Source organism: Rossellomorea sp. LJF3 (assembly GCF_037046045.1).
Taxonomy (GTDB): Bacteria; Bacillota; Bacilli; order Bacillales; family Bacillaceae_B; genus Rossellomorea.
In genome coordinates this window covers 228,965-253,220 of the sequence record NZ_JBANLY010000004.1, presented here as the reverse complement: position 1 = coordinate 253,220, position 24,256 = coordinate 228,965, and the positions used below count along the sequence as shown (strand labels likewise).

The following is a 24,256-nucleotide window of genomic DNA, read 5'->3' as shown; positions in this document are numbered from 1 at the left end:
AATGGGCCGGGAAGGCGCTCTTTGCCTTCCTGGCCTATTTAGCTTATGACCTCGAGCCTCTAGCCGCCGGAGCTGGAAGAACCCTAAAGCGCAGTCGGCTCGTTCAGCCCCGACAAATCTCCTCATTACCAATAAAAAAAGGACCCTCCTGAGAGAGTCCCTTCATCAAAAGCTATTACGCTTTGTTTACGTTAGTCGCTTGAAGTCCACGTTGACCTTGCTCAGTGTCAAATGTAACTTTTTGACCTTCGTCTAAAGATTTGAATCCTTCGCCTTGGATAGCTGAGAAATGTACGAATACATCTTCTCCACCTTCGATTTCGATGAAACCGAAACCTTTTTCTGCGTTAAACCATTTTACTGTACCTTCTTGCATGTGTGTATCCTCCTGTGTGGATGTTGCATCCACGATTTATTACTATCGTTGCTCAAGTTAGATATCAAAGGCGAAAAGTTCAAAACTTATTCTTTCCTTACAGACCGAACAAAAATAATTCTTACTAAGAGTAACAGATAATCTGATAAAAAGCAAATCCATCCCGAAATTTACTTCCACTCTCTCTACATAAAGGAATATATCGCTCCTCTGTCGAAAGTAAGATATAAAGGGGATGGCCGAATGAATAAGAGCATATTACTCAAAAAGCTGAGTCAAGCAAGTCGCGGAAACTTTTTTACGATCAAACTTCCTGTGAAATCCAGAGAAGAAGCAGAAACCATCGAAAATGTGGCAGCTGAATTAGAAAGAGAAGGAAAGATCAAGATCAGGGAATGTGAGTTGAAGGAAACGTCCATCTACATTCAAGGAATTATGAAATACGCTTTGACGTAACTAAGATGGTGCCTGATTGCAGGCACTTTTTTTTTCGCAAAAAAAAGGACCCTCAAAGAGAGTCCTTCTTTTTAAAGCAATTAGATTTTGTTAACGTTAGTCGCTTGAAGTCCGCGTTGACCTTGCTCAGTTTCGAATGAAACTTTTTGACCTTCGTCTAAAGATTTAAATCCTTCGCCTTGGATAGCTGAGAAATGTACGAATACATCTTCTCCACCTTCGATTTCGATGAAACCGAAACCTTTTTCTGCGTTAAACCATTTTACTGTACCTTCTTGCATGTGTGTATCCTCCTGTGTGGACATTGTATCCACGATTTATTACTATTATTGCTCAATTAGATATCAAAGGCGAAAAGTTTAAATACTTTCATTCCTTACAGACCGAACAAAAATAATTCTTTCTTAGAATAACAGGAAATCGTAAAAAAAGCAAATTCTTTTTTCATTTTAATAAACGCTTGTGAGAAAGTCGTGCTTTACCAGTCTCTCTTTATATAGAAAGAAGATGATATTGCCCTTCTCCTATCTGCAGAAAAAAAGCCCACTCCCAAAAGGAAATGGACGTGCATTCTTAATCTTCCTGCTTGTTGCCGTGTTTTACACCTTTACTTGTGTAAGGCTTGTTGCTCTTTTTCTTATTGGCGCCTGCCTGCCACCGGTTCCAGCCTTTCTTGCCTGTGCCCTGGCCTGTTCCGCTCTTTTTCTTAGGTTTACTCATTTTTTCACTCCGTTATGATCAGGTTCGTTCTTTCAAGTTCGTCTCCATATCATAACACGGATTAGTGGGTCGGGGTACTTCTTGTTTATTCCACTTCTTTTTTCTGCCCGGTATAAATGTGGATCGCATCCCGCAGGAATTCGGCCACTCCCTCTTGTTCTCCATCATAATAGGCCTTGAATCGTTCATCGTCCACGTACATCTGGGAGAGTCCTGCATGTGCTTCCTTGCTGTAATGACCCCAATAGTGGGAAATCCACTGCCTGTGGAGATCAGCGGCTTTCTGAGCCATCTCACTTCCAGGATCACCGTCTTGGAATGCTTCTCCCAGCATTTTTTTGATTTCCTTCTCGAGACCCGTGACCTTTTCATACTCTTCCTGTGACATGTTCATGACTTTCGCGTTTGATTCGTCCACTCTCTTGTCACCATATTTCTCCCGCACTTCTTTCCCATACTTTTTCTCATTCTCTTCCACCATTTTTTCTTTGAATCCTTCAAATTTTTCTTTATCCGACATGATGTTTCTCCCTTCCTTTACACGTAATGTTTTATCAACATTCGCAATCAGTTGATCAAGCTGAGCACGTCTGTTCAGTAATATTTCCCGGTGTTCCCGTAATGCAAGTGTTGCGTCGAAGGCGGGATCATCCAGAATATCCTTTATTTCATCCAGTCCAACACCTAATTCTTTGTAAAAGAGGATCTGCTGCAGGCGGTCGACTTCCTCCTGCCCGTAAATCCGGTATCCTGATGAATTGATCCTGGCCGGCTTCAGAAGCTCAATTTCATCATAATAGCGGATAGTCCTCGTGCTCACCCCAGCGATCTCCCCTAATTTTTTAACGGTATATTCCATGATGTCACCTCCTGACAATTCTTACTTTACAGGTTGACGCAGCGTGAATGTAAAGGGATTTCTTCCAAAAACCGCGAATGTGGATTTCCTTGAAAATAAAGTGCCAGTCCGATATTCTTAGTATAATCACTTTGAGTATAAGGTTGTGTTGAATATGCGAATTAATAAATATATCAGTGAAGCTGGAAAGGCGTCGAGACGCGGGGCCGATAAGTTGATCACAGAAGGCAGGGTCACGATCAACGGACGGGTCGCGAAGATCGGTGACCAAGTGAATCCAGGTGACGATGTATTGGTGAGCGGAGCACCTGTAAGGGTCGCCCGGAACAATGTATACATCGCTCTGAATAAGCCTGTCGGTATAACGAGTACGACAGAAAAAGGGGTCAAGGGGAATATCGTGGATCTCGTTAACCATCCCCTGCGAATATTCAATATTGGACGCCTGGACAAGGATTCCGATGGACTGATTCTTCTGACGAACGACGGGGATATCGTCAATGAAATCCTCCGCGCGGAAAATCAGCATGAGAAAGAATACATCGTCACGGTTGACCGTCCGATTTCAGAAGACTTCCTCAAGCAGATGTCAGAGGGCGTCAAGATTCTTGGAACGAAAACACTTCCATGTAAAGTGGAGCAGATTTCGAAATATGTTTTTCAAATTACCCTCACCCAGGGGTTGAACCGACAAATCCGCCGCATGTGTGAAGCACTCGGATATGAGGTATACAGATTGCAGCGTACACGGATCATGAATATTCATTTAGGGAATCTCCCTGTCGGACAGTGGCGCGATCTTTCCAAAAAAGAAAAGGCGAGATTGTTTCAGGATTTGGATTACGAACCAAAAGAATGGTAATAACAGACAGGACCGGTGCCTAGACTGCATAACAGTCGGGAACCGGTCCTTTTTTATCTTTGCAGGCTCCAAGAAATGAATGGATTTTCCCCTTCTTATTTTCGACAATATACGCTATTATTAAATGGTTTAGAAATTCTAACTAGATTTCGTGGAGGTTTGAGAACATATGGTTTTCAAGAAAAAGGATAAATTCGCTATACTTCTTAGTCAAATAGCTGGCAATCTGAAAGTGAGTGCACATTATTTTGCTGATTATAAGCTGAATAATGTGAGTGATTTAAAAGAATTTTCCGGTCAGATGAAGGAATATGAAACAAAAGGGGATTCTTTTGTGCATGAAGTCATTTTGGACTTGAACAAAGTGTTCATCACACCGATTGAACGGGAAGATATCCTGGCGCTGGCTATGAGTATGGATGATGTACTGGATGGGCTCGAGCATACATCCGCTATGTTTGAAATGTATTCCATCACCCAGGCAGACGAATATATGCTGAAGTTTGTCGAAGCGATCCGTCAATGTTCCGATGAAATTGAATCGGCTGTCGAACTGTTATCCACAAAAAAATGGATCCAGATCAGAGAGCATGCCATCAAGATCAAAGATTTAGAATCAAAATGTGATGGGATTCTCCGTCAATCCATCAAGCATCTCTTCCATACGGAAAAGGATCCCATTCGTATCATTCAATATAAGGAGATCTATGAAGAGCTTGAGGAAATCGCAGACTATTGTCAAAATGTGGCCAATACGTTTGAAACCATTATTATGAAGAATGCTTAAGGAGTCTTGCAGGAATGGATACAATCTTAATTTTAACCATACTTATTGTTGTGGGGGCCCTTGCATTTGATTTTATCAACGGGTTCCATGATACGGCCAATGCCATCGCGACAGCTGTGTCGACAAAGGCACTGAAACCAAGGCATGCCATCATCCTGGCAGCCGTCATGAATTTTGTGGGAGCTCTAGCATTCACAGGAGTCGCCAAAACGATCACCAAGGACATCGTCGACCCCTTTTCCCTGGAGAACGGGTCGATCGTCATCCTGGCAGCGCTTCTTGCCGCCATCACTTGGAATTTAGTGACGTGGTATTACGGGATACCGAGCAGTTCCTCCCATGCATTGATCGGGTCGATCGCAGGGGCGGCCATTGCTGCAGCCGGTGTCTCAGCACTGAATTATAAAGGGTTCATTAAAATCATCCAGGCATTGATTTTTTCACCCCTTTTGGCTTTTGTAATTGGTTTCATCATCTATAGCATATTCAAGGTCGTTTTCAAGAATCGAAATTTGGCGAAAACGAACCGTAATTTCCGTTCGATCCAGATTGCGACAGCGGCACTTCAATCGTTCACCCATGGAACGAACGATGCGCAAAAAGCGATGGGGATCATCACCATGGCCCTGATCGTAAACAATTATCAAACCTCCGATGATATCCAGACATGGGTTCAGGTTTCCTGTGCAACAGCCATGGGACTAGGGACCTCAATCGGCGGATGGAAGATCATCAAAACCGTTGGCGGAAAGATCATGAAGATCCGACCAGTGAATGGTGTGGCAGCAGACTTGACGGGAGCAGCCGTCATTTTTGGGGCGACAGCGATTCACTTACCGGTCAGTACGACACACGTCATCTCTTCTTCAATCCTTGGTGTTGGTTCCGCTCACAGACTGAAAGGTGTAAAGTGGGGAACGGCTCAAAGAATGTTGATCACATGGGTCATCACATTGCCCATTTCGGCAAGTCTTGCCGCCATCTTCTTTTATATCTTGAATATATTTTTCTAATAAAAAGGAAGTCAGAAGGGATAATCTTCCCTTTTGACTTCCTTTTATCGTTGATCTTTTAGATAACCACGCCCGAAACCCAGGTAACGCGTGCCCTGGAAGGTCAATTCCCCCTCGTCCCCTGGTGATGTTGTGAGGTGCTGACGAATCATTCACCCTGTCGGATGCTTCATCTTATCCATGATCATCGTGAAATAATTCTTCTTCACCGGTCCCGGTGCATGGGGGATTTCGTATAATGCAGGTTCTTTTTTCTCCATGAGTTTTGAAGAATACACCTTCGTTCCTTCCATCATGCTGCGAATCGATGAGGTCAATTCTTCACTCGGACTATCCTTCAATAAGTAACCGTCTGCACCGGTGTCCTGTATCCTTTCCAGATATCCCTCTTTAGGGAATGTTGCGAGTACCAGCAGTCTACATTCCAGCACTTCCAGAGGTCCGTCCCTCAAGAGATGTTCGATGTCGAGGATAAGGAGGTCTGGTTGCATGCAGTGGATGAGTTCCAGGGTATGCTCCCTGTCCCTCGCCTTTCCCACTATTTCCATATCTTCTTCAAGGTTGAGCAGCGAGCCGATTGTTCCTAACACCCATTCTTCATCCTCTGCTATCACTATGCGAATCATATGCGTCCTCTCCTTTTTGCACCGTATCAAGTAAAGACTCCCCTTATATGAATATCATAAGGAGAGTCGGCTGCGTTTATAATTCAGGTTTGGCTTGTGTGGAAATACGCGCGCTTGATTTTGCTGAGGATTTGATGCCCCTGAAGCTTACAAACGTCTTATTTTCTTCATCCCATAGCTTGAAGCGAAGGGATTTCAAGCTCGTTAAGAGTGAAATCGTCGGTACATTTTGTAGTGGCTCCGTATTTTCATGAGCTTGCTCCAGCTTGTAATTCGGTACCCTTGGACTCAGGTGGTGGACATGGTGATAGCCGATATTACCAGTCAGGAACTGCATAACTTTCGGAAGCTTATAGAATGAGCTTCCCTCCACGGCTGCCAGCACATACTGCCACTCTTTGTCTTCTTCAAAATAGGAATCTTCAAACGTATGCTGTACATAGAACAACCAGATTCCGATCGAACCTGAAACCATAAAGATCGACCCCTGCACAAGAAGGAATTCCTGCCATCCAAGCGTGACAGAAAGCAGTGCAATAAGTGCCACGATGATGACATTCACTAAATACGTATTATTGCGCTCTTTCTTACGAGCGTTCTTACGATTAAATCGATTTTTCAAAAGGAATACATAAATCGGTCCCAGAACGAACATCACGAGCGGATTGCGGTAAAAACGATACGCTAAACGTGTTTTCAAAGGTGCCGCTAAATATTCGTCGATGGTAAGGGTCCAGATGTCACCGGTTCCCCGTTTATCCAGATTTCCGCTTGTCGCATGATGGACGGCATGATCATGTCCCCACTGATCGAACGGGAACAGTGTCAGTACACCCATGGCCGTTCCGACTGCCCGGTTGGCTTTACGGCTTTTAAAGAAAGAAAAGTGGGTGCAATCATGAAAGATAATGAAGATCCTCGTCAAGAATCCTGCGGCGATCACGATTGGAACGAGTGCGAGCCAGTATGATACCGACAGACTTTGATACGCAAGGAACCATAATAGAAAGAATGGCCCCAGCGTATTGATCATCTGCCATACACTTTCTTTCGTTGTAGACTTTTCATAAGGAGCAACTTCTTTTTTCAATGTTTTTATATTTGTCATGTCATAATTCCCTTCGTTTAAGGCGTTGGATTCATTATAGGATAAGGGGGATCATCGTGTTAGTAGTAGGTGTCATATGCTGGGCATGACAAATGTCATAAGGGAAAAAATGTAATGCGTTTACATTGCCCGGAACCCTTGATAATCCTGACTTCTTCTCACTCAGCCAAACGTTCAATTAACTTTATTATTATTGGGAAAAAGAAATATATTCTTGTTTTGGTGAAAAAGTGTCATAAAAAAAAGAGCGTGGTCTCCCACGCTCATTACGCACATACCAGTATCTGTCTCACAAATCTTCCTTTACTTACTTCACAACGGTCGACAATATCGAAGCCCGCTTTTTCAACATTGTGATCCACATCTTCCAACGTTACGATCACGACCTTTTCAGCGAATCGTCTCGCACTTTTGAGCATTTCCAGTTGTTCATCATCCGTTATGACGGAGCAAAGATTGTAAGGCAGGTCAATGACCGCGGCGTCGTAGCTCCCGGTTACATCATTGATGTCCCTTAATGACACGTCCCCATCAAGTCCAAAGTGAGCGATATTCTCTCTTACCCCCTCGAGGATCAGCGGATTACGGTCACTCCCGACAATATCAATTCCCATGGATAATGCCTCTACCAGTACCGTCCCGATTCCACAGCAGGGATCGATCATCTTAATCCCGTCCGTTTCGGGAGCCGCAATATTCACGACGGCTCTCGCCACACGGGTACTCAAAGCTGTGGAGTAACTATGTGGCTTTTTCACGTGGTGCAGCCAAACCGCTTCATTCTTCTTATAGAACCCAAACACCCAGCGGTCCCGCGTCTTGATGACTCCATACCAAATGTCTGGATTGACTAGTTCTGCTTCGCCTTTCAGGTGAAGCCCGATTTCCTTTTCAATCCTTCTCAGCTTCTTGAAGCCGACCCGGTCGGCATCGGGATTCTGTACGAACACGACTTTGAATCCATCCACTGCATCCAATCCCCGTATTTCATCCAGTAATTCTTCGAACTCGGCACCTTCACAGATGACCTCAAGCCTCTCCCGAATAAAAGGACTCCTGCTCGGATCTATTTTCACCGGACTTTCAAGAATACCCGATTCAGAACTCTCACCGAACAATGTGCGTTTTTCCAATGCACATAGTGATTCTTCGTTCGGTTCCCATGAATACGTATATAAATAGTTTTTCGTTTCGATTATGACCAACTCCGTATGATGTACAAAATGAGATATTGCATTTCACCATTGTAACACATAAATAGGGACGGACCTCCGTTGCGACTCGGAGGTCCGTCCCTAAAGAAATGAATTACTCCATCTCTGCAATATATTCTTTTACCACTTCATATACATACCCCTGGTTCGCAGCTGCTGTGTCGGGATTGTATGCTCCGCCGTTCGTTTTGTTATTTGACAGAACACGGATTCCAAGGAAAGGTACGTCGTATGCCCCGGCGATCTGAGCCGCCGCTGCCCCTTCCATTTCCTCTACGGAAGTACCGTATTTCTCATGGAACCATTGGATGCGGTCCACTTCATTATTCCATACGTCCGCAGAACCGATCGTCCCTTCGACGACTTTGCCTTTTTTATAGGTATCCTTTACGGCGTTGGCAGCCGCAAGCAGTGTCTCGTCACCATCGTAATAGCGGATTTTTTCTGCATTCGGGTCTTCCCCGGCACTTCCTTCAGAAGCCATCAGGTCCATCGGCTTCCAGGCAGTAGGGTCGATTCCTTCTTCATCGGCCAGGTTGCCTGTTTTTAATGACCCAAGATTGACCGTTCTTTCACCAATTACAATATCAAACACGTTCAATGCCGGGTCATGACCGCCTGAAGTCCCTTGATTGATGATGGCGATGGGATCATATTTTTCAATGGCCACAGCCGTGGCTGCTGCCGTATTTTCCATTCCTTTACCCGTCTTGGCAACGATGACCGGGTAGTCGTCCACCGTTCCTTTATAAAAGACAAATGATCCAGACTTTTCTTCTTTCACATTTTTCAGTTTCCCTGCAAATTTTTCTGCTTCAATGGGCATCGGCCCCTGAATCAGGATCGGCTGCTCTTCCTTTTTATCTTTCGCTTCCGTTTTGTTCGTTGAGCTGCACCCCGTAAATAAGGATAAACCCAGTACAGACACAGCTGCGAGTGATGCGATTTTCTTTTTCATGTGAATCTCTCCCTTTTCTTGGTGATTGGATCCCGCTGATTTTGGTCAAAAGAAAAAGACCTGTCATGGTAGAGTGAATCTACGTTCCAGATCTCAGAAGTCAAAGTAAAAGCAAAAACGGCAAAAAAACCGTAAAAACCGAATACTTCAACCCGTAGTCCGGTTCTTATAATGGGAACCGGGTAGAAACGCTCAGACCATATTACTGAGGATATACGAGTGACGATATGTAATGGTGGTACGGTGTAACTATAACAAACCCTCTTCTTTTAATCAACCAAAATACGAATTTTATTTTAATTAATTTAGTTATTGTTCGTGTTTGAAAGAATGTCTCTCTGTCAGCTGAAAGCGTTACATTTGAAATCCTATTGTAGAATACTATAATAAAAGAAAAATGAAGAGGTGAAGACGATGAAAATCGGTCTTATCGGATTAGGGGATATCGCAAAGAAAGCTTATCTTCCTGTCCTATCTGAAAAAGAAGGCATAGAATTGGTCCTTTGCACAAGAAATGCCAAGACGTTACATGCACTTGGAGATAAATATCGAGTCGAGGAGAGGGTTCAGACAGTGGAAGAACTGATAGCCGCAAACATCGATGCTGCCTTCGTCAGTACAGCCACCGAAGCCCACTATGAAATATCGGAGAAGCTCCTTGAGAACGGCATTCATGTATACATAGACAAACCGATTTCCCTGACCTTCGGGGAAACGGAGCGAATCGTACAGCTTGCGAAAGACAGCGGAAAAATCGCCATGGTCGGATTCAACCGGCGCTTCATCCCTAAGGTAAAGGAACTGAAAGAGCACGGGAAACCGAGCTTCCTCCTGATGCAAAAAAACCGATTCGCTGCTCCGGACGAGCCGAGGAGATTCGTGGTCGAAGATTTCATCCATGTCGTCGATACCCTTCGTTTCCTCCTGGATTCAGAGGTGTTGGATGTGAAGGTTCAATCCCTTAAAAAAGGAGATCTCCTTCACCATCTCGTCATACAGCTCATTGGTGAGAACTGTACGGCAGTCGGCATTATGAATCGTGACGGAGGCGTGACGGAAGAAATCATCGAATACTCTGCCGGACATCATAAATACGTCGTCAACAGCCTAGTGGAAACGACTCACTATCATAACAAAGAAATGAGCGTTTCCTCCTTTGGGGACTGGGAACCGACACTGTATAAACGGGGTTTCTACGATCTGGTCGATCACTTCCTCGAATGTGTGGAAAAAGGGCATGAACCCAACCCTTCCATCAGTGACTCATTGATCACCCATGAAATTTGTGAACGGATTGTTGGAATGATCGAGTAGCTATATAAAGAAGAGGGACGGACCTTGCAAGGTCCGTCCCTCTTCTTTTCCCTTCTAACCCACCCAAATGTTACAACTTGCTGAAAAGGGGGAACAATTATAGTAAAAAAGGAGAAACCAAATGCCAGAAGGTCCCGAAATCAGAAGAGCAGCCGATAACGTTGAGCGTGCTCTTAAAAATAAAACAGTGGAAGATGTTTATTTTGCCTTCCCTCATTTAGAAGATTATGAAGAACTGTTGCAGGGTTCTAACGTGACAAGAGTGGACACGAAAGGAAAAGCCATGCTCATCCGTTTTGACAATGGATACACCATCTACTCCCACAATCAACTTTACGGAAAATGGTATATCCGGAACCTGTACAACTATCCGAAAACCAATCGACAGCTCCGCCTCGCTATCCATAACGAGAAGAAGTCGGCCCTCCTCTACAGTGCTTCGGATATTGAAGTACTCCGTGATGAAAAAGTCCCCGGACATCCCTTCATCGCAAAGGTAGGACCGGACCTTTTAAGTGAAGAGGTAACCGCGGATGAGTTGGTCGAGAGGATGAAGGATAAACGATTCCGAAACCGTAAATGGTCGATTCTACTATTGGATCAGGGCTTTGTAGCAGGAATCGGAAACTATTTACGATCAGAGATCATGTTTGTGGCAGGCATCCATCCTTCTCTTCGCCCGGCTGATTGTACGGAAGACCAATTAAAAAAAGCTGCCCATGCCACCATTGATTTGGTGAATCAATCGTACGAGACAGGCGGTATCACGAATGATCCCAAACTTGCCAAAAAGCTGAAATCAAAAGGAGTGAAGCGTCCCCGCTATCGACACTGGGTGTTTAATCGTGAAGGGGCGTCTTGCTTCATTTGTGGGAGCGAGATTGAGAAAATCGTGGCGGCTTCGAGAAGATTGTATTACTGTCCGAACTGTCAGGATATAACGAATTAGATACTAATAGAGCAAAAAAGCCCATCTACCAGCTCACTCACTGATAAAATGGGCTTAATTCTCCTACATTCCATATTCCTTCCGATACTCATCATGCTTCGGCTGGAACAGTTCCTCACTGGATGGTCTCACATCCGAGAAATGATCCACATTGTAATGACCCCTCAAAGCAACATTATGGTGGGCGATGATTTGCTCCGCCTTCAAGGCTTGGGAGTCCTTGGTGGAATGGCCGTCAGCCACCAGGGTGACATCGAATCCGCTGACCGTCGCATAACGGACAGCCGTGTCGATGCAGTACTCGGTCTGACAGCCTGCAATCACGAGATGCTCTACCTCTTTTTCTTTTAAAAAGGCTAGTAACGGTGTCCCGTAAAACGAGTTGGTGGCAAGCTTATCAAATACTTCTGCATAATCCGGAATCTCTAGGTCCCGATGTACCCCGAACCCTTCGCCGGTACCACCTGCGACGTCTTTATCCCTGATGAAGACGATGTGGGCATCTGCTTTCTTTGCCTTGGCGACCACTCTGTTGATGGTTTCGATCAGTTTTTCTTTTTGAAAGACCGACTGTTCCTTTTCGTTGCCTTCCACTAATTCCTGTTGCACATCAATGACAAGTAATGCCTGCTTCACATATAAAACCCCTTTACGATTTTAGTCCTCTTTTAAATAGTTGTCGTTCGGTCATCTTTTTCATCATGTACCGCCCCCTTTAAAGTTTATATGTGTATAGTTCGGCTTATCTCCCTTACAATCCTTTCAAACAGCAAAAAAAGCCCGGAATCACGTATGACTCCGAGCTTCATCGCATGTATGTCAGGGAAGGAGGACGATCTTCCCAAGCTTCCCTGAATGTTTAAAATAGTTTTGTGCTTCACGGGCTTGCTCGAGCGGGAACGTCCGGTCAATGACCGGCTTGATTTTCCCTTCCGAAATCGCATCAAGCATATGTTTGAACTCTTCTCTTGTCCCCAGGACCGAACCATAGAACGTGATATGTTTTAAATAAAGGGTTCTGAAGTCGAGTTGCGTTTTCTGACCACCGGCTGACCCTGAAATACAGAATTTGCCGCCTTTTTTCAAGACTTCAAGGGATGTTTCGAACAGTGCATCCCCTACTACATCCAACACGGAATCGACCGGGCCTCCGTTTACATCAAGTATTTCACCGGCAAGGTTTGGCGACTTATAGGACAATACGTATGTGGCACCGAGCTCTTTCATCTTGTCTTCTAAAGCCAGGTCCCCTACTATGGCAATGACCTTTGCTCCGAAAACCTTGGAAGCAATTTGAACATTCAATGATCCCACACCGCCGTTGGCACCGGTGACAACGATCGTTTCCGAAGGCTGAGCCTTGATTTGTTCCACCATATGCCATGCCGTCAAACCACTGACGGAAAACACGGCACTTTCTTCATATGTGGAGAGAGGCATGTCATAACAGAGTTCCGATGGCCAGACGACGTATTCAGCATAGCCGCCGTCGTATTCGGATCCGATGAATGACATATCGTCTGATATATGTTCGCTTCCTTCCGTGCCGCTTGAAGTGAATGGGAACAGGACCACATCTTTACCCAACAGAGTTTCGGAAACATCCGCACCCACTTTTACCACTTCACCTGTGATATCCGAACCGGGAACCCTTGGAAACTGGACCCCTTCAGGCCGCCATCCAGACTTCTCTTCGGTTCCATATGCGCCTTCTCTCATCCAGATTTCAGTATTGTTAATGGCACACGCCTTTACTTTGACAAGGACTTCCCCCTTTTTAGGGGTGGGGACGGGAATCTCCGCGACTTGGAGCTTGTCGACATCTCCATACCCTGTAACTTGAACGGCCTTCATGAGCGTTCCACCTTTCCATTACGTTGGTTATAGTGTTGCCGAAAAATCTGCCCTCAACCCATGACCTTTACGTTCCACAATAGGTGCGGTACGGACGGTCCGACGGACTTGGAAGCGTGCAATATTCTTTCTGGCCTGGAAAGTAAGCGTACGGATCTTCCAGAACCGAAAGCAAGTCGTTCATCACACTGTAATCATTTTCTTCCACTGCCGCCTGAAGCGCTTCTTCCACCCTATGGTTACGCGGGATGACCGACGGATTACTCGTGCGCATCCGCTGCTTGGACGCTTCCAGTTTCTCGTCCTGTCTGCTCAGCCTTTCTTTCCATCGTTCCTTCCAAGACGTAAATTCAGGTGTGTTGAATACATCTGACTCTTCACGACCCAACGTCAGGCTCCGGAACGTATTCGTAAAGTCTGAATGATGTTTATTCATGAGTTCCAGCAGTTCTTCTGCCAACGGGCGATCCCCTTCTTCTTCATTGAAGATCCCAAGCTTGGCCCTCATGCCGTCAAGCCAGTGCCCTTCATACAACTTGGAAAATTCCAGAACCGCCTCCTGGGCAAGCTTGAGGGACTCTTCCTGTTCCGGATGAAGGACCGGAAGCAGGCTTTCGGCAAAGCGGGCGAGGTTCCATCCTGCGATCGGCGGCTGATTCCCGTATGCATACCTCCCTTGTGCATCGATGGAACTGAAGACCGTTTTCGGGTCATACGTATCCATGAAAGCACAGGGGCCGTAGTCAATCGTTTCCCCGCTGATCGCCATATTGTCCGTATTCATGACACCATGGATGAATCCGACCATCTGCCACTTTGCGATTAGGGCTGCCTGGCGCTTGATGACTTCCTTCAGTAGGAAAAGGTAGCGGTTTGGAGCATCCATGCCCTCTGGATAGTGGCGCTCCAGGGCATAATCTGCAAGGGCGCGGAGATCACCCACTTCTCCGAATCTTGAAGCAAACTGGAACGTCCCGACGCGGAGATGACTGGCGGCCACCCTGGTCAGGATCGCACCTTCTTGCTCCGTTTCCCGGTATATGGGTTCACCCGTTGTCACTACCGCCAAACTCCTGGTAGTCGGTATCCCAAGTCCGTGCATGGCTTCACTGATGATGTGCTCCCGTAGCATCGGACCGAGTCCTGCCCGACCGTCCCCTCCACGGGAATATGGGGTTCTTCCTCCCCCTTTAAGATGAATATCGAATCGTTTTCCCTCCGGCGTGATCTGCTCGCCAATCAGGACAGCCCGTCCATCACCCAGCATATTGAAATGTCCGAACTGGTGGCCCGCATAGGCTTGGGCAAGGGGCTCTGCTCCTTCAGGGACTTCATTGCCCGATAGCACATCCGCTCCCAGCTTTTCGGCATCGAGCCCCAGGGACTCAGCAACCTGCTCATTTAGAACCATCAGCTTTGGGGCACGCACAGGCTCTGGAATCTGGCTGGTGAAAAATATTCCAGGAAGGCTTCTATAACTGTTTTCGAGATTCCAACCTGCTTTCATTTCCATCGTCCTCTCCTCCTTTTCAATAAATAAAACAAAAAACCATAGACTCCTTCTATGATTTTTTGGTGAAGTTCCCTTTTATCTCCCCTTCATTATACCTTTCTTTCCCCCTAATGTCCTTTATGGCCTCTGCGGAAAACACCCCCAAAGATTATCAATCCTACTGTGATGAATATACTGATAGGATTTTCATTGGGCTGGATTACTATTCAAATCCTATTACCCATCGAATTAACATAATTGTAAAAATTAAAATTATTTTGAAATTTTTGTAATACGAAGTTATACTATTTCTAAAAGACATTGGAGGTGCTTCAACTGAGAAGATTACCTATCGTCGGTCTCCCCATTCAATTCATACTCACATGTTTCGGTCTATTCCTTTTCAGCGCTGCAGGTTCTCTGCTTGCATACGACACTGAATTGGTCATCATGCTGGGGAAGTATCTACAAACCCTTCAGGAAATGGCTTATGAACTACTCCAACCCGGATCCATCATCATCAAAGTCGGCGATCCGATGGACTTTAAGAGCTATCCGATTTACCCATTGTTCTTCCAACTGTTCGGTTATTCCTTCTCGCTCCTGCTGCTTGCCTTTTTCCTTGCTGCCGGCACGTCTTCTCTAATAAGCTACTTGTTTATGTTTTTGCCCAGAAAGGTCTACCGAGTCTGCTTTCGCTTACTCGATTCACTGGATTCCCTTCCGGACGTCATGATCATTGTATTTATCCAGCTGTTCATCGTCTGGTTCTTTAAGAAAACGGATATCCTGCTGTTTGAAATCTATACCCTTGGCGAAGAAAAAATCTACCTTTTACCGATTATTTGTCTAGCCATCATGCCGATTGCATTTTTGACAAAGCAATTCTTATTTCAGCTTCGGGAAGAAGAAGAAAAACCGTATGTAGAGTATTCCTATTCGAAAGGATTTTCAAAGGCATATACGATCTGGGTTCACTTATTCCGGAACGTGTGGATCCACTTTTATTATCATATCAAACCGATTTTTCTTCTCATGCTTTCCAATTTGTTGATCATCGAGATTCTCTTTAACATTAATGGATTTATGAATGTGCTTCTGGATGTGTCAAGAAATACGCCTAGTGCTTTTTTTATCGGTATGCTGATGATTTACATACCCTTTTTCATTGTGTTTACTTTGGGAGCCGTATTACTTAAGAAATGGCTGTCAGGCGGGGAGGTCAGTTCATGATCATTCTTAGATCATTCCGTTTTTGGCTCCCACTAGGTTTTCTTCTGATTCTGCTCTCAGCCAGCTTCATCGTGCCTGTGGTCTATCCGGAACTCCTCGAACCCGGGCCGCCGTATTTAAAAGATGACGCCGGAAGATTGATTGCGGATCCCCCATATTCTATGGAAGAAATGGCCCCTCTGGGCAGCGATAAACTTGGACGGAATCTATTCTATCTACTACTGTCCGGTGCAAAATATACTTTACTTTCTGCAATTGTCATCGCTCTTCTTCGCATGATCGGCGGTTTTCTTTTCGGGATTATGTATGCTTTTTTGCCAAATTGGGCGAGACAGATGATTAAAGGGGTCGGGGATACGTTTAATTTCATCCCACTGGCCATCATTGCCTTTGTCCTTCTCTCTCCTCTGCAACTTGCTTTCGAGGCTGGTTCCATTTTTTCCTTCCGCTTCTTAATAATCGAGGTCTTTGTAATAGCGATTATCGTGATTCCATCTCTTGGGATGTATATCGGGGAAGAAATGAGAGAGTATTTGAAAAATGATTTCGTTTCTGTATCCAAACAAATAGGAGCATCACAGTTCTATATTATCAAGCGGCATTTACGCCCGCAGTTCAGCCGCCATGCCCTCGTCATGTTTTCGGAACAAATCTCCCAAACCCTTTATCTACTCATTCAAATCGGGGTTCTTCATATTTGTTTGGGTGGTTTGAAAATAGCGAACTTCGGGATCACCGAGCCCGTACCTGAATATTTCTCTTACACAAATGAATGGGCTGCGACGATGAGCATGAATATTCAGATGGTCTTCCTCCATACGTGGCTGGTGATGACCCCTCTCGCTTTTTTTGCGGTTTCAGTTTTATGTATCAATGAGGTGAGCCGATTTCTGAAGGAGGTCTTACTGGAAGAAAAATTTCCAATTACAAAGGAGAAAACCGGACCAAATAAATATAAGCCGTCAATCAACCTGGAAGATCCATTCACATTTATTAGCCGTGGCCATTCTAAGGAGGAGTCCCGATGAGAAATAAAATCACGTCTATCCTCACAGCCTGTCTTCTGTTGTTAACAGGCTGTCGTGTTCAAATGGCGACGGAGCTTCCGGTTAGACAGCAAGCGCCTACCGGGATCAGAATCGAAATAACCGGGACGGTCTTCCTTAAGGACAAGGAACTGATTGTGGATGGACAAAGCAACCTCCCCAAAGATGCCATCATGTTTGCCGGTCTCAAGGAATACGGGGACCATGAATCGTATGCAAGGGTGATCAATTGGCAGGGGGAAGAAGACATGGAGTACGTCACCGAAAGTACCGGTGTTGTGGACGAAAAAGGCCACTTCCAGATCAAAGTGGATCGGGTCAACCCTGATAAACGTTATAAAATGGAGGTCCTATTCAATCCCGGCATCCAAAAATCAAAGATCCAGGAAAAATACGGATTATGGGGAGAAAACATCGCTGCCACCATCGGCCAGACAGAATTCAAACACAATGGAAGAACAGTAACCGGTATGATTAAGGTCGCTCCCATCGTCAACATTACCGATCCAAGCGGGAATGGCGCAAAATGGAACCTGACAGACGTATTCAAAAAATCAAGGCCGATTAAATGAAAAGTTCAGGGACGGACCTCCATTCGAATGAAGCATGGAGGTCCGTCCCTCTAATTTTTGTCTGATAATAGTGGACCATCAAAAAACACCCGGCCCACATTTGGGTCGGGTGTTTTTTTTCATAGGGGGAGTGGATGGCCATTCCCGCTTATGGATTCAAAGTCAGTGTCGCGACACATTCCACATGCACCGTATGAGGGAATAGGTCAACCGGTTGAACCGCATCAAGAGTGTATCCGAAGGGTTCAAGTTCCTTGATATCCGTCGCGAAGGTATCCGGATTACATGAAACGTACACGATGCGCTCCGGTTTCGCGCGACCGATTCGTCTCATCACTTTCCCGCCGGCACCGGAACGCGGCGGATCAAGCATCAACAGCTGTGGATGACCGAAAGTTTCGAGCATCTGGTCGATTCCTTTCCGTGCATCCTTTGCGAGGAATGTCGTATTTGAGATCCCGTTATCATCTGCATTCCGTTTCGCCGATTCAATGGAGCTTTCCACGATCTCGATACCAGCAAGCTCCCCTACTTTACTTGCAAAAGGAAGGGAGAACGTTCCTACTCCACAGAAAAGATCGATCATCTTCTTCGTTTTCTTCGGCTGACTCATCTCGATTGCCAGGTCCACAAGCTTCTGTGCCTGAATCGGATTCGTTTGGAAGAACGTATCGAACCATAAGCGGAAACGGTAACCGTCCATTTCGTCATAAATGAAATCACGTCCCGATAGCAGGTGGATCTCCTCTGCCTGGGTACGATCTGCCCATGCCGTGTTCTCCAGCCACAATAAGCTTTTTACATGAGGGAATTTATCACCGACGCGCTTCACTAAGTCTTCAACGGCTGTTTGATGGTCGTGGGGTGCTTCCGTTGCGAACAGGGCAAGCATCAATTCACCTGTCGCAAATGATTGGCGGACCATCAAGTGGCGCAATAACCCTTCATGCTTGTCCTTGTCATATCCTTCTAAGGCATGATCCTTCACCCAATCAGCGATTTCCATTGTCGCTTCCACCATTTCTTCACTTGCAATCAGGCAGGTTTCAAGGGAAATGATCTTTCGGAAATTCCCTTGCTCATGCAAACCGAGAGCTCCCTCCGGTGAGAAGGTAAACTCCATCTTATTGCGGTAACGCCAAGGGTTGTCCATTCCCATCGTGTCACGGACAAGTGCGGGATCAAACCCCTGTCCATTCAGGGCTTCTTTCACGTGATCGGTCTTGTGCTTCAACTGACCTTCGTAGTCCCAATGCTGCCACACACAACCTCCGCACCGTTCAAAATGCGGGCAGGGGGGCTCGGTGCGCTCTGGGTTCGCCTCCAGGATTTCATCCGCCATCGCCTTCCGTCTCCGGCGGTCCGGCTGATCGACCGTCACCTTCACCTTTTCCCCGATCAGGGTCTGAGGGATTGTGAGTCGCAGTTTCTTCGGATTCCCCAGCTCATTCTCACGCCAGATCACAGCCTGTCCCGACCCTTTTTGATCTAACTCTTCTATAGTGGCAACCATCGTTTCTGGTTTGATATTCGACAATTTTTACGTCCTCCTTCAAATTGCTCTCTAACTCTATACTTTATTAAAAATGGAGGCGGAATGCAACAGGGATATAGGGGGCAAACAGCACAAAGAAGGAGCCTTGCATGCAAGGCTCCTCTTTGTTAGGAACAGACTAATAGGCTCTGTAACGTCCGAATTCTCCGGTGACATAGGCCCTTCTTCCGTTGTAGACGACTTCCCAATAGCCTGAGCTGCTGTTTTTCCCTCTGACGGATCCCGTGACGGGAATGGTCCGTCCTTTCCTGATGGTACCGAGGTCTTTGGATGTCAAACGATCTGGGCGATCTTGAATGATGGCAGCATTGGCGACTCCTATTATGGTGATTTCTCCAATGGCAATCGGCCCTCCTGATGCAGGCGGAGGTGAGGCTGAGCCCCCCTGCTGTCCACTTCCTTCAACCTTTACATATTTCGGTGATGCGGTCACATAATAAACATGCCCCCTTGAATTCATGACTTCATACATATCGGCACCTTCCACCTTCAGCTTCCGGACAATCGTCGGAAATCCATACCCGTACTTCAATATTCCTGCACGGTAGGTATCATCGAAGGTCGGACGGCTGTAGAAGTCAAGACCTTCTGCACCTTTGTAAATACTCTCAACGCGTTTGCCGACAAAATTTCCGCTGCTTGTCCCACCGGAAACGGGAGGTGACCCGACGTTCCCGCCGTTACCTGCAGCCACATAAGACACCCCGAAGAAATCACACACTCCCAGTGCCTGCTCCCTTGCCGTCTCACGCTGAAAATCCTCGTTGATCATGAGCAACGCTTCCCTCTCATTATCCATGAAGCCATTCTCGACAAGTACCGCGGGGCCATTGAACTCCCTCGTCATATGAAGATTCTGCTCAATGATCCCCCGGTATACCTGCTTCGTCCCCTGCTTCAAGTACTTCGCAATATTCTCAGCAAGTTTTCTATCCTTTGCATCATTGAAATATACATGAAGCGAATGCCCTTCAGCATCCTTCCCCGGGCCATCAAACTTCCCATCAAAGGCATTATAGTGGTTGGAAACCAATGCATCCGCCCCCATGGAATTCGCGGCATCGGTTCTCGCCTGAAGCGGGGTATCTGCATCGGTCGGAGCCGTTAACAGCGTCCGGAATCCACATCTCTCCAATTCCAATTTCAAAAACAAGGTCACTTTCTCATTGAACTCGTTTTCCCGGATCTGCCTTCCGATTGACGGAATATATGGCGTCCGTTTACCTGCTGTCCCAAGACCGTGACCATCATCCAATGCTATTAAATAATCACTAGCTTTTACCATATTTTGTATCCTCCTTTACTAGTAAAATATTCATAGCTTGTACAAATGGTCACGGCGAGGGGAAAAGAATAGAATCATTTCATAGAGGCATGTTTATCATTTTCATGGTAAAACATAAAAAAGGTGCCTGCCCCCACTAACGGGGACAGGCACCTTTACATTTATCATTTCGCCTGCAAACGGCTGATCCGCTCATCCAGATCCGGGTGAGTCGAGAACATTGCAGATTTACGTCGTCCATTGATTTTCAATGTAGAAATCGCAGTGTCGTCTTCCCCCTTCATCCGGCTTGAGTAAGCCTTCAGCATCTGCAGAGCATGGACCATTTTATCCTTACCGGCAAGATCCGCTCCGCCTCTATCTGCGTGATACTCACGATGGCGTGAATACGCGAAGACAACGAGACTTCCCAAGATCGAGAAGACGATCTGGAATACGATCACAGCAATGAAATGCACAATTGGTGCCATTTCTTCCCTTGCAAATCGGGACGCAATCCATGCGGCGATCCGTGCGAGGAAGACAACGAATGTATTGACCACACCTTGCAGCAGGGTCATCGTCACCATATCCCCGTTCGCAACGTGGGCCACTTCATGGGCAATGACGCCTTCAACCGCATCATCATCCATTTCACGAAGCAATCCAGTCGAAACGGCAACAAGTGAGCGTTTCTTAGAAGGTCCTGTTGCGAATGCATTCACTTCGGGAGAATGGTAGATTCCCACTTCCGGCATATGCATGAGTCCTGCCGCTTTTGATAGACGGTGGACTTTCTCGACAACGGCACGTTCCTCAGTTGATAAAGCCCCATCCGGATTCAATACCTGTACACCCATCATCCTCTTTGCCATCCAGCGTGACATCGCTAAAGAGATGAACGATCCGGAAAAACCGATGATCGCACTGAATACGAGCAGTGCCCCTAAATCTAATCCGCCTGAAGCCGTGATGTAATTCCCCGCTCCTGTGACGGAAAAAATGATGCTAATCGTCAGTAGTACTAAAACGTTCGTTAACAGGAAATAAAATATTCGTTTCCCCATCTTTTCTCACTCCTATTTCAAGTTCAAATGAACCTGTATCTGCTTATATTATAAATCCTTCATGGTCAAAATACAAGCAAAAGGTGAAATTGACGAGACTTCACCTAACCAGTAGTATAGAAGAAGATATTTGCAAAAGAGACGGGGTAATCACGATGGAAACGTTTAAACTGACACGCAATAATATGGCCGACCTGCTGCTCTCTCTGAACGGCACTGCTAGCAGGAATCCACATGAGGTCATCGGGGAAATCTGGTCGGATCCCGTTCAAGGAAACGAGCGTCCACCCATCATCAAAAAAATCCTTAAATCACCCAAAGGCGAAATCGGCTTTTCCCTCAATGAGATCGTCTCCCTGGGAAACCTGATCGAATTCACCAATTTCCCTCAAAGCACTGTCCAGAACTGGGTGAAACGGGATGTAAGAGGGTTGATCGGATCCCCCCAACTCGGTAAAAAATACACCACCGAACAGGCCGCCATGTTATTCATCGTCGAAGACCTGAAAGCGACACTTGATTTTGAATCGATTCGTAAGATCCTGACTCTTGTGTTCAATAATATCGAAGACCGAACCGATGACATCGTCAATCCCACGGATCTTTATCTTGCCTATGCATCAATCTTCGATAGGATCCACCACCAGTCCCTCCCGTCCATCAAAACGGCGGATGGTTCAGTGAACGAGCATATCGATGGATTCATCAAGGAAGAGTGCCGCGCTATGCTGGCAACCTTTGACGGAATTGCAGAGGAAAACCTCACCAAAGTCCTTAATGTCATGATTGTATCCGTATTGACGGTCCAGGCCGGATTTTATCAGGATGTAACGAAGAGATATGTCATGGATGCCTTATCTTAATCCAATAGGGACGGACCTTCATTTTTGCAAATGAAGGTCCGTCCCTATTGGGTTTCGCTTTAAAATCAGAGGTCCGTCCCTCTTTACTCCCTCTCACTTCGCTTCTTTCACAAGTTGGAACATTTCTTTTAGGCATGGGGTTTCAGTTTCTTCAGCCGACCCTTCTTCTATTGAGGATTCCATAAGGGTTTCCACCACTTGTGTCGCCCCGATCAGCATCAGCTTTGCCGACAGGATCGTCAAAGTAAAGAAAATGACAGGGATGAAAGAAATCCACGGATAGGTCGTCCACAGGAATTGCCACCAGCCTCCGAGAAGACCCGACCATTCATGAGAAAGGGAGGCAAGAAACTGATTGTCAAAAAGGTCTATCTCAAGTGACGATCCCCCTATATAAATGTTCAAAACCCCAAGATGCGCAATCAGCAGCATGATGATCATAAATTCCCTGATCGACACGAGAAGAATCTGCGGAAGAATAAAAGGACGAATATGATTCCTGATATAATGGCGCTTCGTTGCCCCCAGCACTTTCGCACTATCAATAAACTCGTGACTCATGATCCGGTCATATTCATTCGTAAATAGCAGGGTCAGGCTCGGAAGCGAAATCACGATAAGAATGATCAGGTAAAAAATCGTTTTATCCGTAAAATCATACGGGAAACCATCAGGATTATATAACGGACCATCAAGCAGCATCCAATTCAATAATAAAAACGATAATAAGGTCGGCGGAAAATAGTTGGCAGCATCCACCATGTGATCGATGATTCTCCTGAACGGTTTCAAATAAAAATGAAGCACCAACCCCATTAACATAGAAGGCAGTACCCTGCATAGCGTGATCAAGAGCGCTGCCCCTATTGTATATTTCGCCCCAACGATGATAAGAAGGAAGATATTCCGGTTGAAATTGTCGGTTCCAAGAGGTGGTGCCTCCACCGGTGAATAGGGAGGGCTGAGAAGGGACCCTTCATCATTTTTCAAAAGGTCAAGCTTTGGCACCTCATCCCCCCACCCCACATAGTAAACAAGACTTGCGGCAAACATACCGAACAGAAAAATAAACCCCATTATAAATGGTGGATTCTTCATCAATTTTTTCAGCATCATATCGCCACCTTCTGTCCGGTTTTCCGATCAACGATGGTTCTGATGAGGATGAGCAGGAGGAAAACAGGCAAATAGAACATAATCAGACTGAAACTGATCACATCCATTTGAGAGAATGACAGAATGAAGTGTGTGATGCCATAAATATTAAATAATTTTTCAAACACGATTAAAGAAGATAAGAGAAACAGAATGATCGATTTGGAATGATTCAATAAACTGAACGCAATATTCCGCAGGACATGGATGAAGAAAATCGAGTGCTTGGACATCCCCCTGCTTCTGATCAGATCAACATACGTCTTCCCGTATTCATCATTCACCAATAGATAGATGATCCTGAACAACATGATCGTCGGCAAGATGGACAGGGTCACAATTGGGACGAGATACACCTTTTCCTGGGAGCCGACGATCGGAAACAGCAGCACCCCCGTCTCTTTCAAGATGAAAATCACACCGTATTGAATGACGATCAAGATGAAGATATCGGGTGTGGACTCGAGCAGGTTGGTCGCCCTAAGGATGAACTTTGACCAGCTGGAAGGCAGCAAATGTGTAAGGTACGCAAGGAATATGCCCATGAGGACGGATAAAAGAAAGGCAGACAAAAAGATCGAAACAGAATAGAAATACGGCTCCCAGAAGGCCGGGAACATAGGATACGAGTTGTTCGATTCATTCGTGATGGTCATCGACTCAGAATGGACGAGGGAGGTTGAAATCTCCACAATATTGAGTATATATTGTTTCAGACTGAGATCCACGCCTTCGTTGAACAAGCCGATGAGACCTGTAAGAAGAATGATCCCGAACAGAACCAAGACAAATTTCAACACCATAGAACCGATCGAATTAAGATTCATAGATTGATCCTCCGAATTCATTGGATAAAGTTACCTTTACGTTATCATAACAACCCAGAAATTACCATAAAAAAAAGGATGGAACC

26 protein-coding genes and 1 riboswitch are annotated in these 24,256 nt (G+C 45.7%); of the genes, 10 read left to right on the top strand and 16 right to left on the bottom strand.

What is annotated here, in order from left to right; all coding sequences use genetic code 11:
• Positions 1 to 175: 175 nt before the first annotated feature.
• On the bottom strand, positions 176 to 376 hold the full coding sequence (locus V8G47_RS06730; protein ID WP_060671790.1) for a cold-shock protein: 201 nt from the start codon (positions 374 to 376) through the stop codon (positions 176 to 178).
• Between the two features lie 243 nt (positions 377 to 619).
• Between V8G47_RS06730 and V8G47_RS06725 the strand changes: the two genes are divergently transcribed.
• Positions 620 to 832: a hypothetical protein gene (locus V8G47_RS06725; protein WP_336199427.1), complete on the top strand. Its 213-nt coding sequence runs from the start codon at positions 620 to 622 to the stop codon at positions 830 to 832.
• Positions 833 to 912: 80 nt separating this feature from the next.
• On the opposite strand, the gene V8G47_RS06720 is transcribed toward V8G47_RS06725, so the two are convergent.
• The 3 genes from V8G47_RS06720 to V8G47_RS06710 all read right to left on the bottom strand — a co-directional run bounded on the left by V8G47_RS06720 (position 913) and on the right by V8G47_RS06710 (position 2,411).
• Positions 913 to 1,113: a cold-shock protein gene (locus V8G47_RS06720; protein ID WP_034762311.1), complete on the bottom strand. Its 201-nt coding sequence runs from the start codon at positions 1,111 to 1,113 to the stop codon at positions 913 to 915.
• 292 nt (positions 1,114 to 1,405) lie between these two features.
• Entirely contained in the window at positions 1,406 to 1,552 is a 147-nt protein-coding gene (locus V8G47_RS06715; RefSeq protein WP_082386265.1) for a DUF3934 family protein, read from the bottom strand.
• A gap of 85 nt (positions 1,553 to 1,637) precedes the next feature.
• Positions 1,638 to 2,411, bottom strand: a complete 774-nt coding sequence (locus V8G47_RS06710) for a MerR family transcriptional regulator (RefSeq protein WP_336199426.1) — start codon at positions 2,409 to 2,411, stop codon at positions 1,638 to 1,640.
• A gap of 154 nt (positions 2,412 to 2,565) precedes the next feature.
• Between V8G47_RS06710 and rluF the strand changes: the two genes are divergently transcribed.
• The 3 genes from rluF to V8G47_RS06695 all read left to right on the top strand — a co-directional run bounded on the left by rluF (position 2,566) and on the right by V8G47_RS06695 (position 5,073).
• Positions 2,566 to 3,273, top strand: coding sequence for a 23S rRNA pseudouridine(2604) synthase RluF (rluF, locus tag V8G47_RS06705; protein ID WP_336199425.1), 708 nt, complete (start codon positions 2,566 to 2,568; stop codon positions 3,271 to 3,273).
• Between the two features lie 169 nt (positions 3,274 to 3,442).
• Positions 3,443 to 4,060 carry a DUF47 domain-containing protein gene (locus V8G47_RS06700; RefSeq protein ID WP_336199424.1) on the top strand — a complete coding sequence of 206 codons (618 nt, stop codon included), beginning with the start codon at positions 3,443 to 3,445 and terminating at the stop codon, positions 4,058 to 4,060.
• 14 nt (positions 4,061 to 4,074) lie between these two features.
• Complete coding sequence (locus tag V8G47_RS06695; protein WP_336199423.1) at positions 4,075 to 5,073, top strand: inorganic phosphate transporter; 999 nt, start codon at positions 4,075 to 4,077, stop codon at positions 5,071 to 5,073.
• Between the two features lie 152 nt (positions 5,074 to 5,225).
• On the opposite strand, the gene V8G47_RS06690 is transcribed toward V8G47_RS06695, so the two are convergent.
• The 4 genes from V8G47_RS06690 to V8G47_RS06675 form a co-directional block, all read right to left on the bottom strand.
• Positions 5,226 to 5,699, bottom strand: coding sequence for a response regulator (locus V8G47_RS06690; protein WP_336199422.1), 474 nt, complete (start codon positions 5,697 to 5,699; stop codon positions 5,226 to 5,228).
• A 76-nt stretch (positions 5,700 to 5,775) separates the two neighbouring features.
• A complete protein-coding gene (locus V8G47_RS06685; protein WP_336199421.1) occupies positions 5,776 to 6,807 on the bottom strand; it encodes a fatty acid desaturase in 1,032 nt (343 codons plus the stop codon).
• Positions 6,808 to 7,073: 266 nt separating this feature from the next.
• Entirely contained in the window at positions 7,074 to 8,012 is a 939-nt protein-coding gene (locus V8G47_RS06680) for a TRM11 family SAM-dependent methyltransferase (RefSeq protein WP_336199420.1), read from the bottom strand.
• Between the two features lie 103 nt (positions 8,013 to 8,115).
• Positions 8,116 to 8,979 carry a 5'-methylthioadenosine/S-adenosylhomocysteine nucleosidase gene (locus V8G47_RS06675; protein ID WP_336199419.1) on the bottom strand — a complete coding sequence of 288 codons (864 nt, stop codon included), beginning with the start codon at positions 8,977 to 8,979 and terminating at the stop codon, positions 8,116 to 8,118.
• Between the two features lie 135 nt (positions 8,980 to 9,114).
• A riboswitch (purine riboswitch) is annotated at positions 9,115 to 9,218 on the bottom strand.
• A 175-nt stretch (positions 9,219 to 9,393) separates the two neighbouring features.
• On the opposite strand from V8G47_RS06675, the gene V8G47_RS06670 reads away from it, so the two are divergent.
• On the top strand, positions 9,394 to 10,293 hold the full coding sequence (locus V8G47_RS06670) for a Gfo/Idh/MocA family protein (protein ID WP_336199418.1): 900 nt from the start codon (positions 9,394 to 9,396) through the stop codon (positions 10,291 to 10,293).
• A 121-nt stretch (positions 10,294 to 10,414) separates the two neighbouring features.
• A complete protein-coding gene (gene nei, locus V8G47_RS06665) occupies positions 10,415 to 11,242 on the top strand; it encodes an endonuclease VIII (protein WP_336199417.1) in 828 nt (275 codons plus the stop codon).
• Between the two features lie 63 nt (positions 11,243 to 11,305).
• Here nei and V8G47_RS06660 read toward each other — a convergent pair whose 3' ends face one another.
• The 3 genes from V8G47_RS06660 to V8G47_RS06650 all read right to left on the bottom strand — a co-directional run bounded on the left by V8G47_RS06660 (position 11,306) and on the right by V8G47_RS06650 (position 14,609).
• Entirely contained in the window at positions 11,306 to 11,878 is a 573-nt protein-coding gene (locus V8G47_RS06660; RefSeq protein WP_336199416.1) for a cysteine hydrolase family protein, read from the bottom strand.
• A gap of 183 nt (positions 11,879 to 12,061) precedes the next feature.
• Positions 12,062 to 13,096, bottom strand: a complete 1,035-nt coding sequence (locus V8G47_RS06655) for a zinc-binding dehydrogenase (protein ID WP_336199415.1) — start codon at positions 13,094 to 13,096, stop codon at positions 12,062 to 12,064.
• A 67-nt stretch (positions 13,097 to 13,163) separates the two neighbouring features.
• The gene (locus V8G47_RS06650; RefSeq protein ID WP_336199414.1) at positions 13,164 to 14,609 is read right to left on the bottom strand and encodes a protein adenylyltransferase SelO; all 1,446 of its coding nucleotides are present in this window, start codon (positions 14,607 to 14,609) and stop codon (positions 13,164 to 13,166) included.
• A gap of 306 nt (positions 14,610 to 14,915) precedes the next feature.
• On the opposite strand from V8G47_RS06650, the gene V8G47_RS06645 reads away from it, so the two are divergent.
• From V8G47_RS06645 to V8G47_RS06635, 3 genes are read left to right on the top strand one after another with little or no spacing between them, the layout of a single operon-like run.
• Positions 14,916 to 15,821: an ABC transporter permease subunit gene (locus V8G47_RS06645; protein ID WP_336199451.1), complete on the top strand. Its 906-nt coding sequence runs from the start codon at positions 14,916 to 14,918 to the stop codon at positions 15,819 to 15,821.
• A complete protein-coding gene (locus V8G47_RS06640) occupies positions 15,818 to 16,849 on the top strand; it encodes an ABC transporter permease subunit (RefSeq protein ID WP_336199413.1) in 1,032 nt (343 codons plus the stop codon). Before V8G47_RS06645 ends, V8G47_RS06640 begins: the two co-directional genes overlap by 4 nt.
• Entirely contained in the window at positions 16,846 to 17,439 is a 594-nt protein-coding gene (locus V8G47_RS06635; protein ID WP_336199412.1) for a hypothetical protein, read from the top strand. Before V8G47_RS06640 ends, V8G47_RS06635 begins: the two co-directional genes overlap by 4 nt.
• 148 nt (positions 17,440 to 17,587) lie before the next feature.
• On the opposite strand, the gene rlmD is transcribed toward V8G47_RS06635, so the two are convergent.
• From rlmD to htpX, 3 genes are all read right to left on the bottom strand, one after another.
• Positions 17,588 to 18,952, bottom strand: a complete 1,365-nt coding sequence (gene rlmD / locus V8G47_RS06630; RefSeq protein ID WP_442970803.1) for a 23S rRNA (uracil(1939)-C(5))-methyltransferase RlmD — start codon at positions 18,950 to 18,952, stop codon at positions 17,588 to 17,590.
• 160 nt (positions 18,953 to 19,112) lie between these two features.
• Positions 19,113 to 20,279 carry an N-acetylmuramoyl-L-alanine amidase family protein gene (locus V8G47_RS06625; RefSeq protein WP_336199410.1) on the bottom strand — a complete coding sequence of 389 codons (1,167 nt, stop codon included), beginning with the start codon at positions 20,277 to 20,279 and terminating at the stop codon, positions 19,113 to 19,115.
• 164 nt (positions 20,280 to 20,443) lie between these two features.
• Positions 20,444 to 21,325 (bottom strand): protease HtpX, encoded by an 882-nt coding sequence (gene htpX, locus V8G47_RS06620; RefSeq protein ID WP_336199409.1) that lies wholly within the window; start codon positions 21,323 to 21,325, stop codon positions 20,444 to 20,446.
• A gap of 155 nt (positions 21,326 to 21,480) precedes the next feature.
• On the opposite strand from htpX, the gene V8G47_RS06615 reads away from it, so the two are divergent.
• Positions 21,481 to 22,188 (top strand): DUF1836 domain-containing protein, encoded by a 708-nt coding sequence (locus V8G47_RS06615; RefSeq protein ID WP_336199408.1) that lies wholly within the window; start codon positions 21,481 to 21,483, stop codon positions 22,186 to 22,188.
• A 93-nt stretch (positions 22,189 to 22,281) separates the two neighbouring features.
• On the opposite strand, the gene V8G47_RS06610 is transcribed toward V8G47_RS06615, so the two are convergent.
• Both V8G47_RS06610 and V8G47_RS06605 read right to left on the bottom strand, forming a co-directional pair.
• Entirely contained in the window at positions 22,282 to 23,301 is a 1,020-nt protein-coding gene (locus V8G47_RS06610; RefSeq protein ID WP_336199406.1) for an ABC transporter permease subunit, read from the bottom strand.
• Positions 23,301 to 24,170, bottom strand: coding sequence for an ABC transporter permease subunit (locus V8G47_RS06605; RefSeq protein WP_336199405.1), 870 nt, complete (start codon positions 24,168 to 24,170; stop codon positions 23,301 to 23,303). Before V8G47_RS06605 ends, V8G47_RS06610 begins: the two co-directional genes overlap by 1 nt.
• Positions 24,171 to 24,256: the final 86 nt, after the last annotated feature.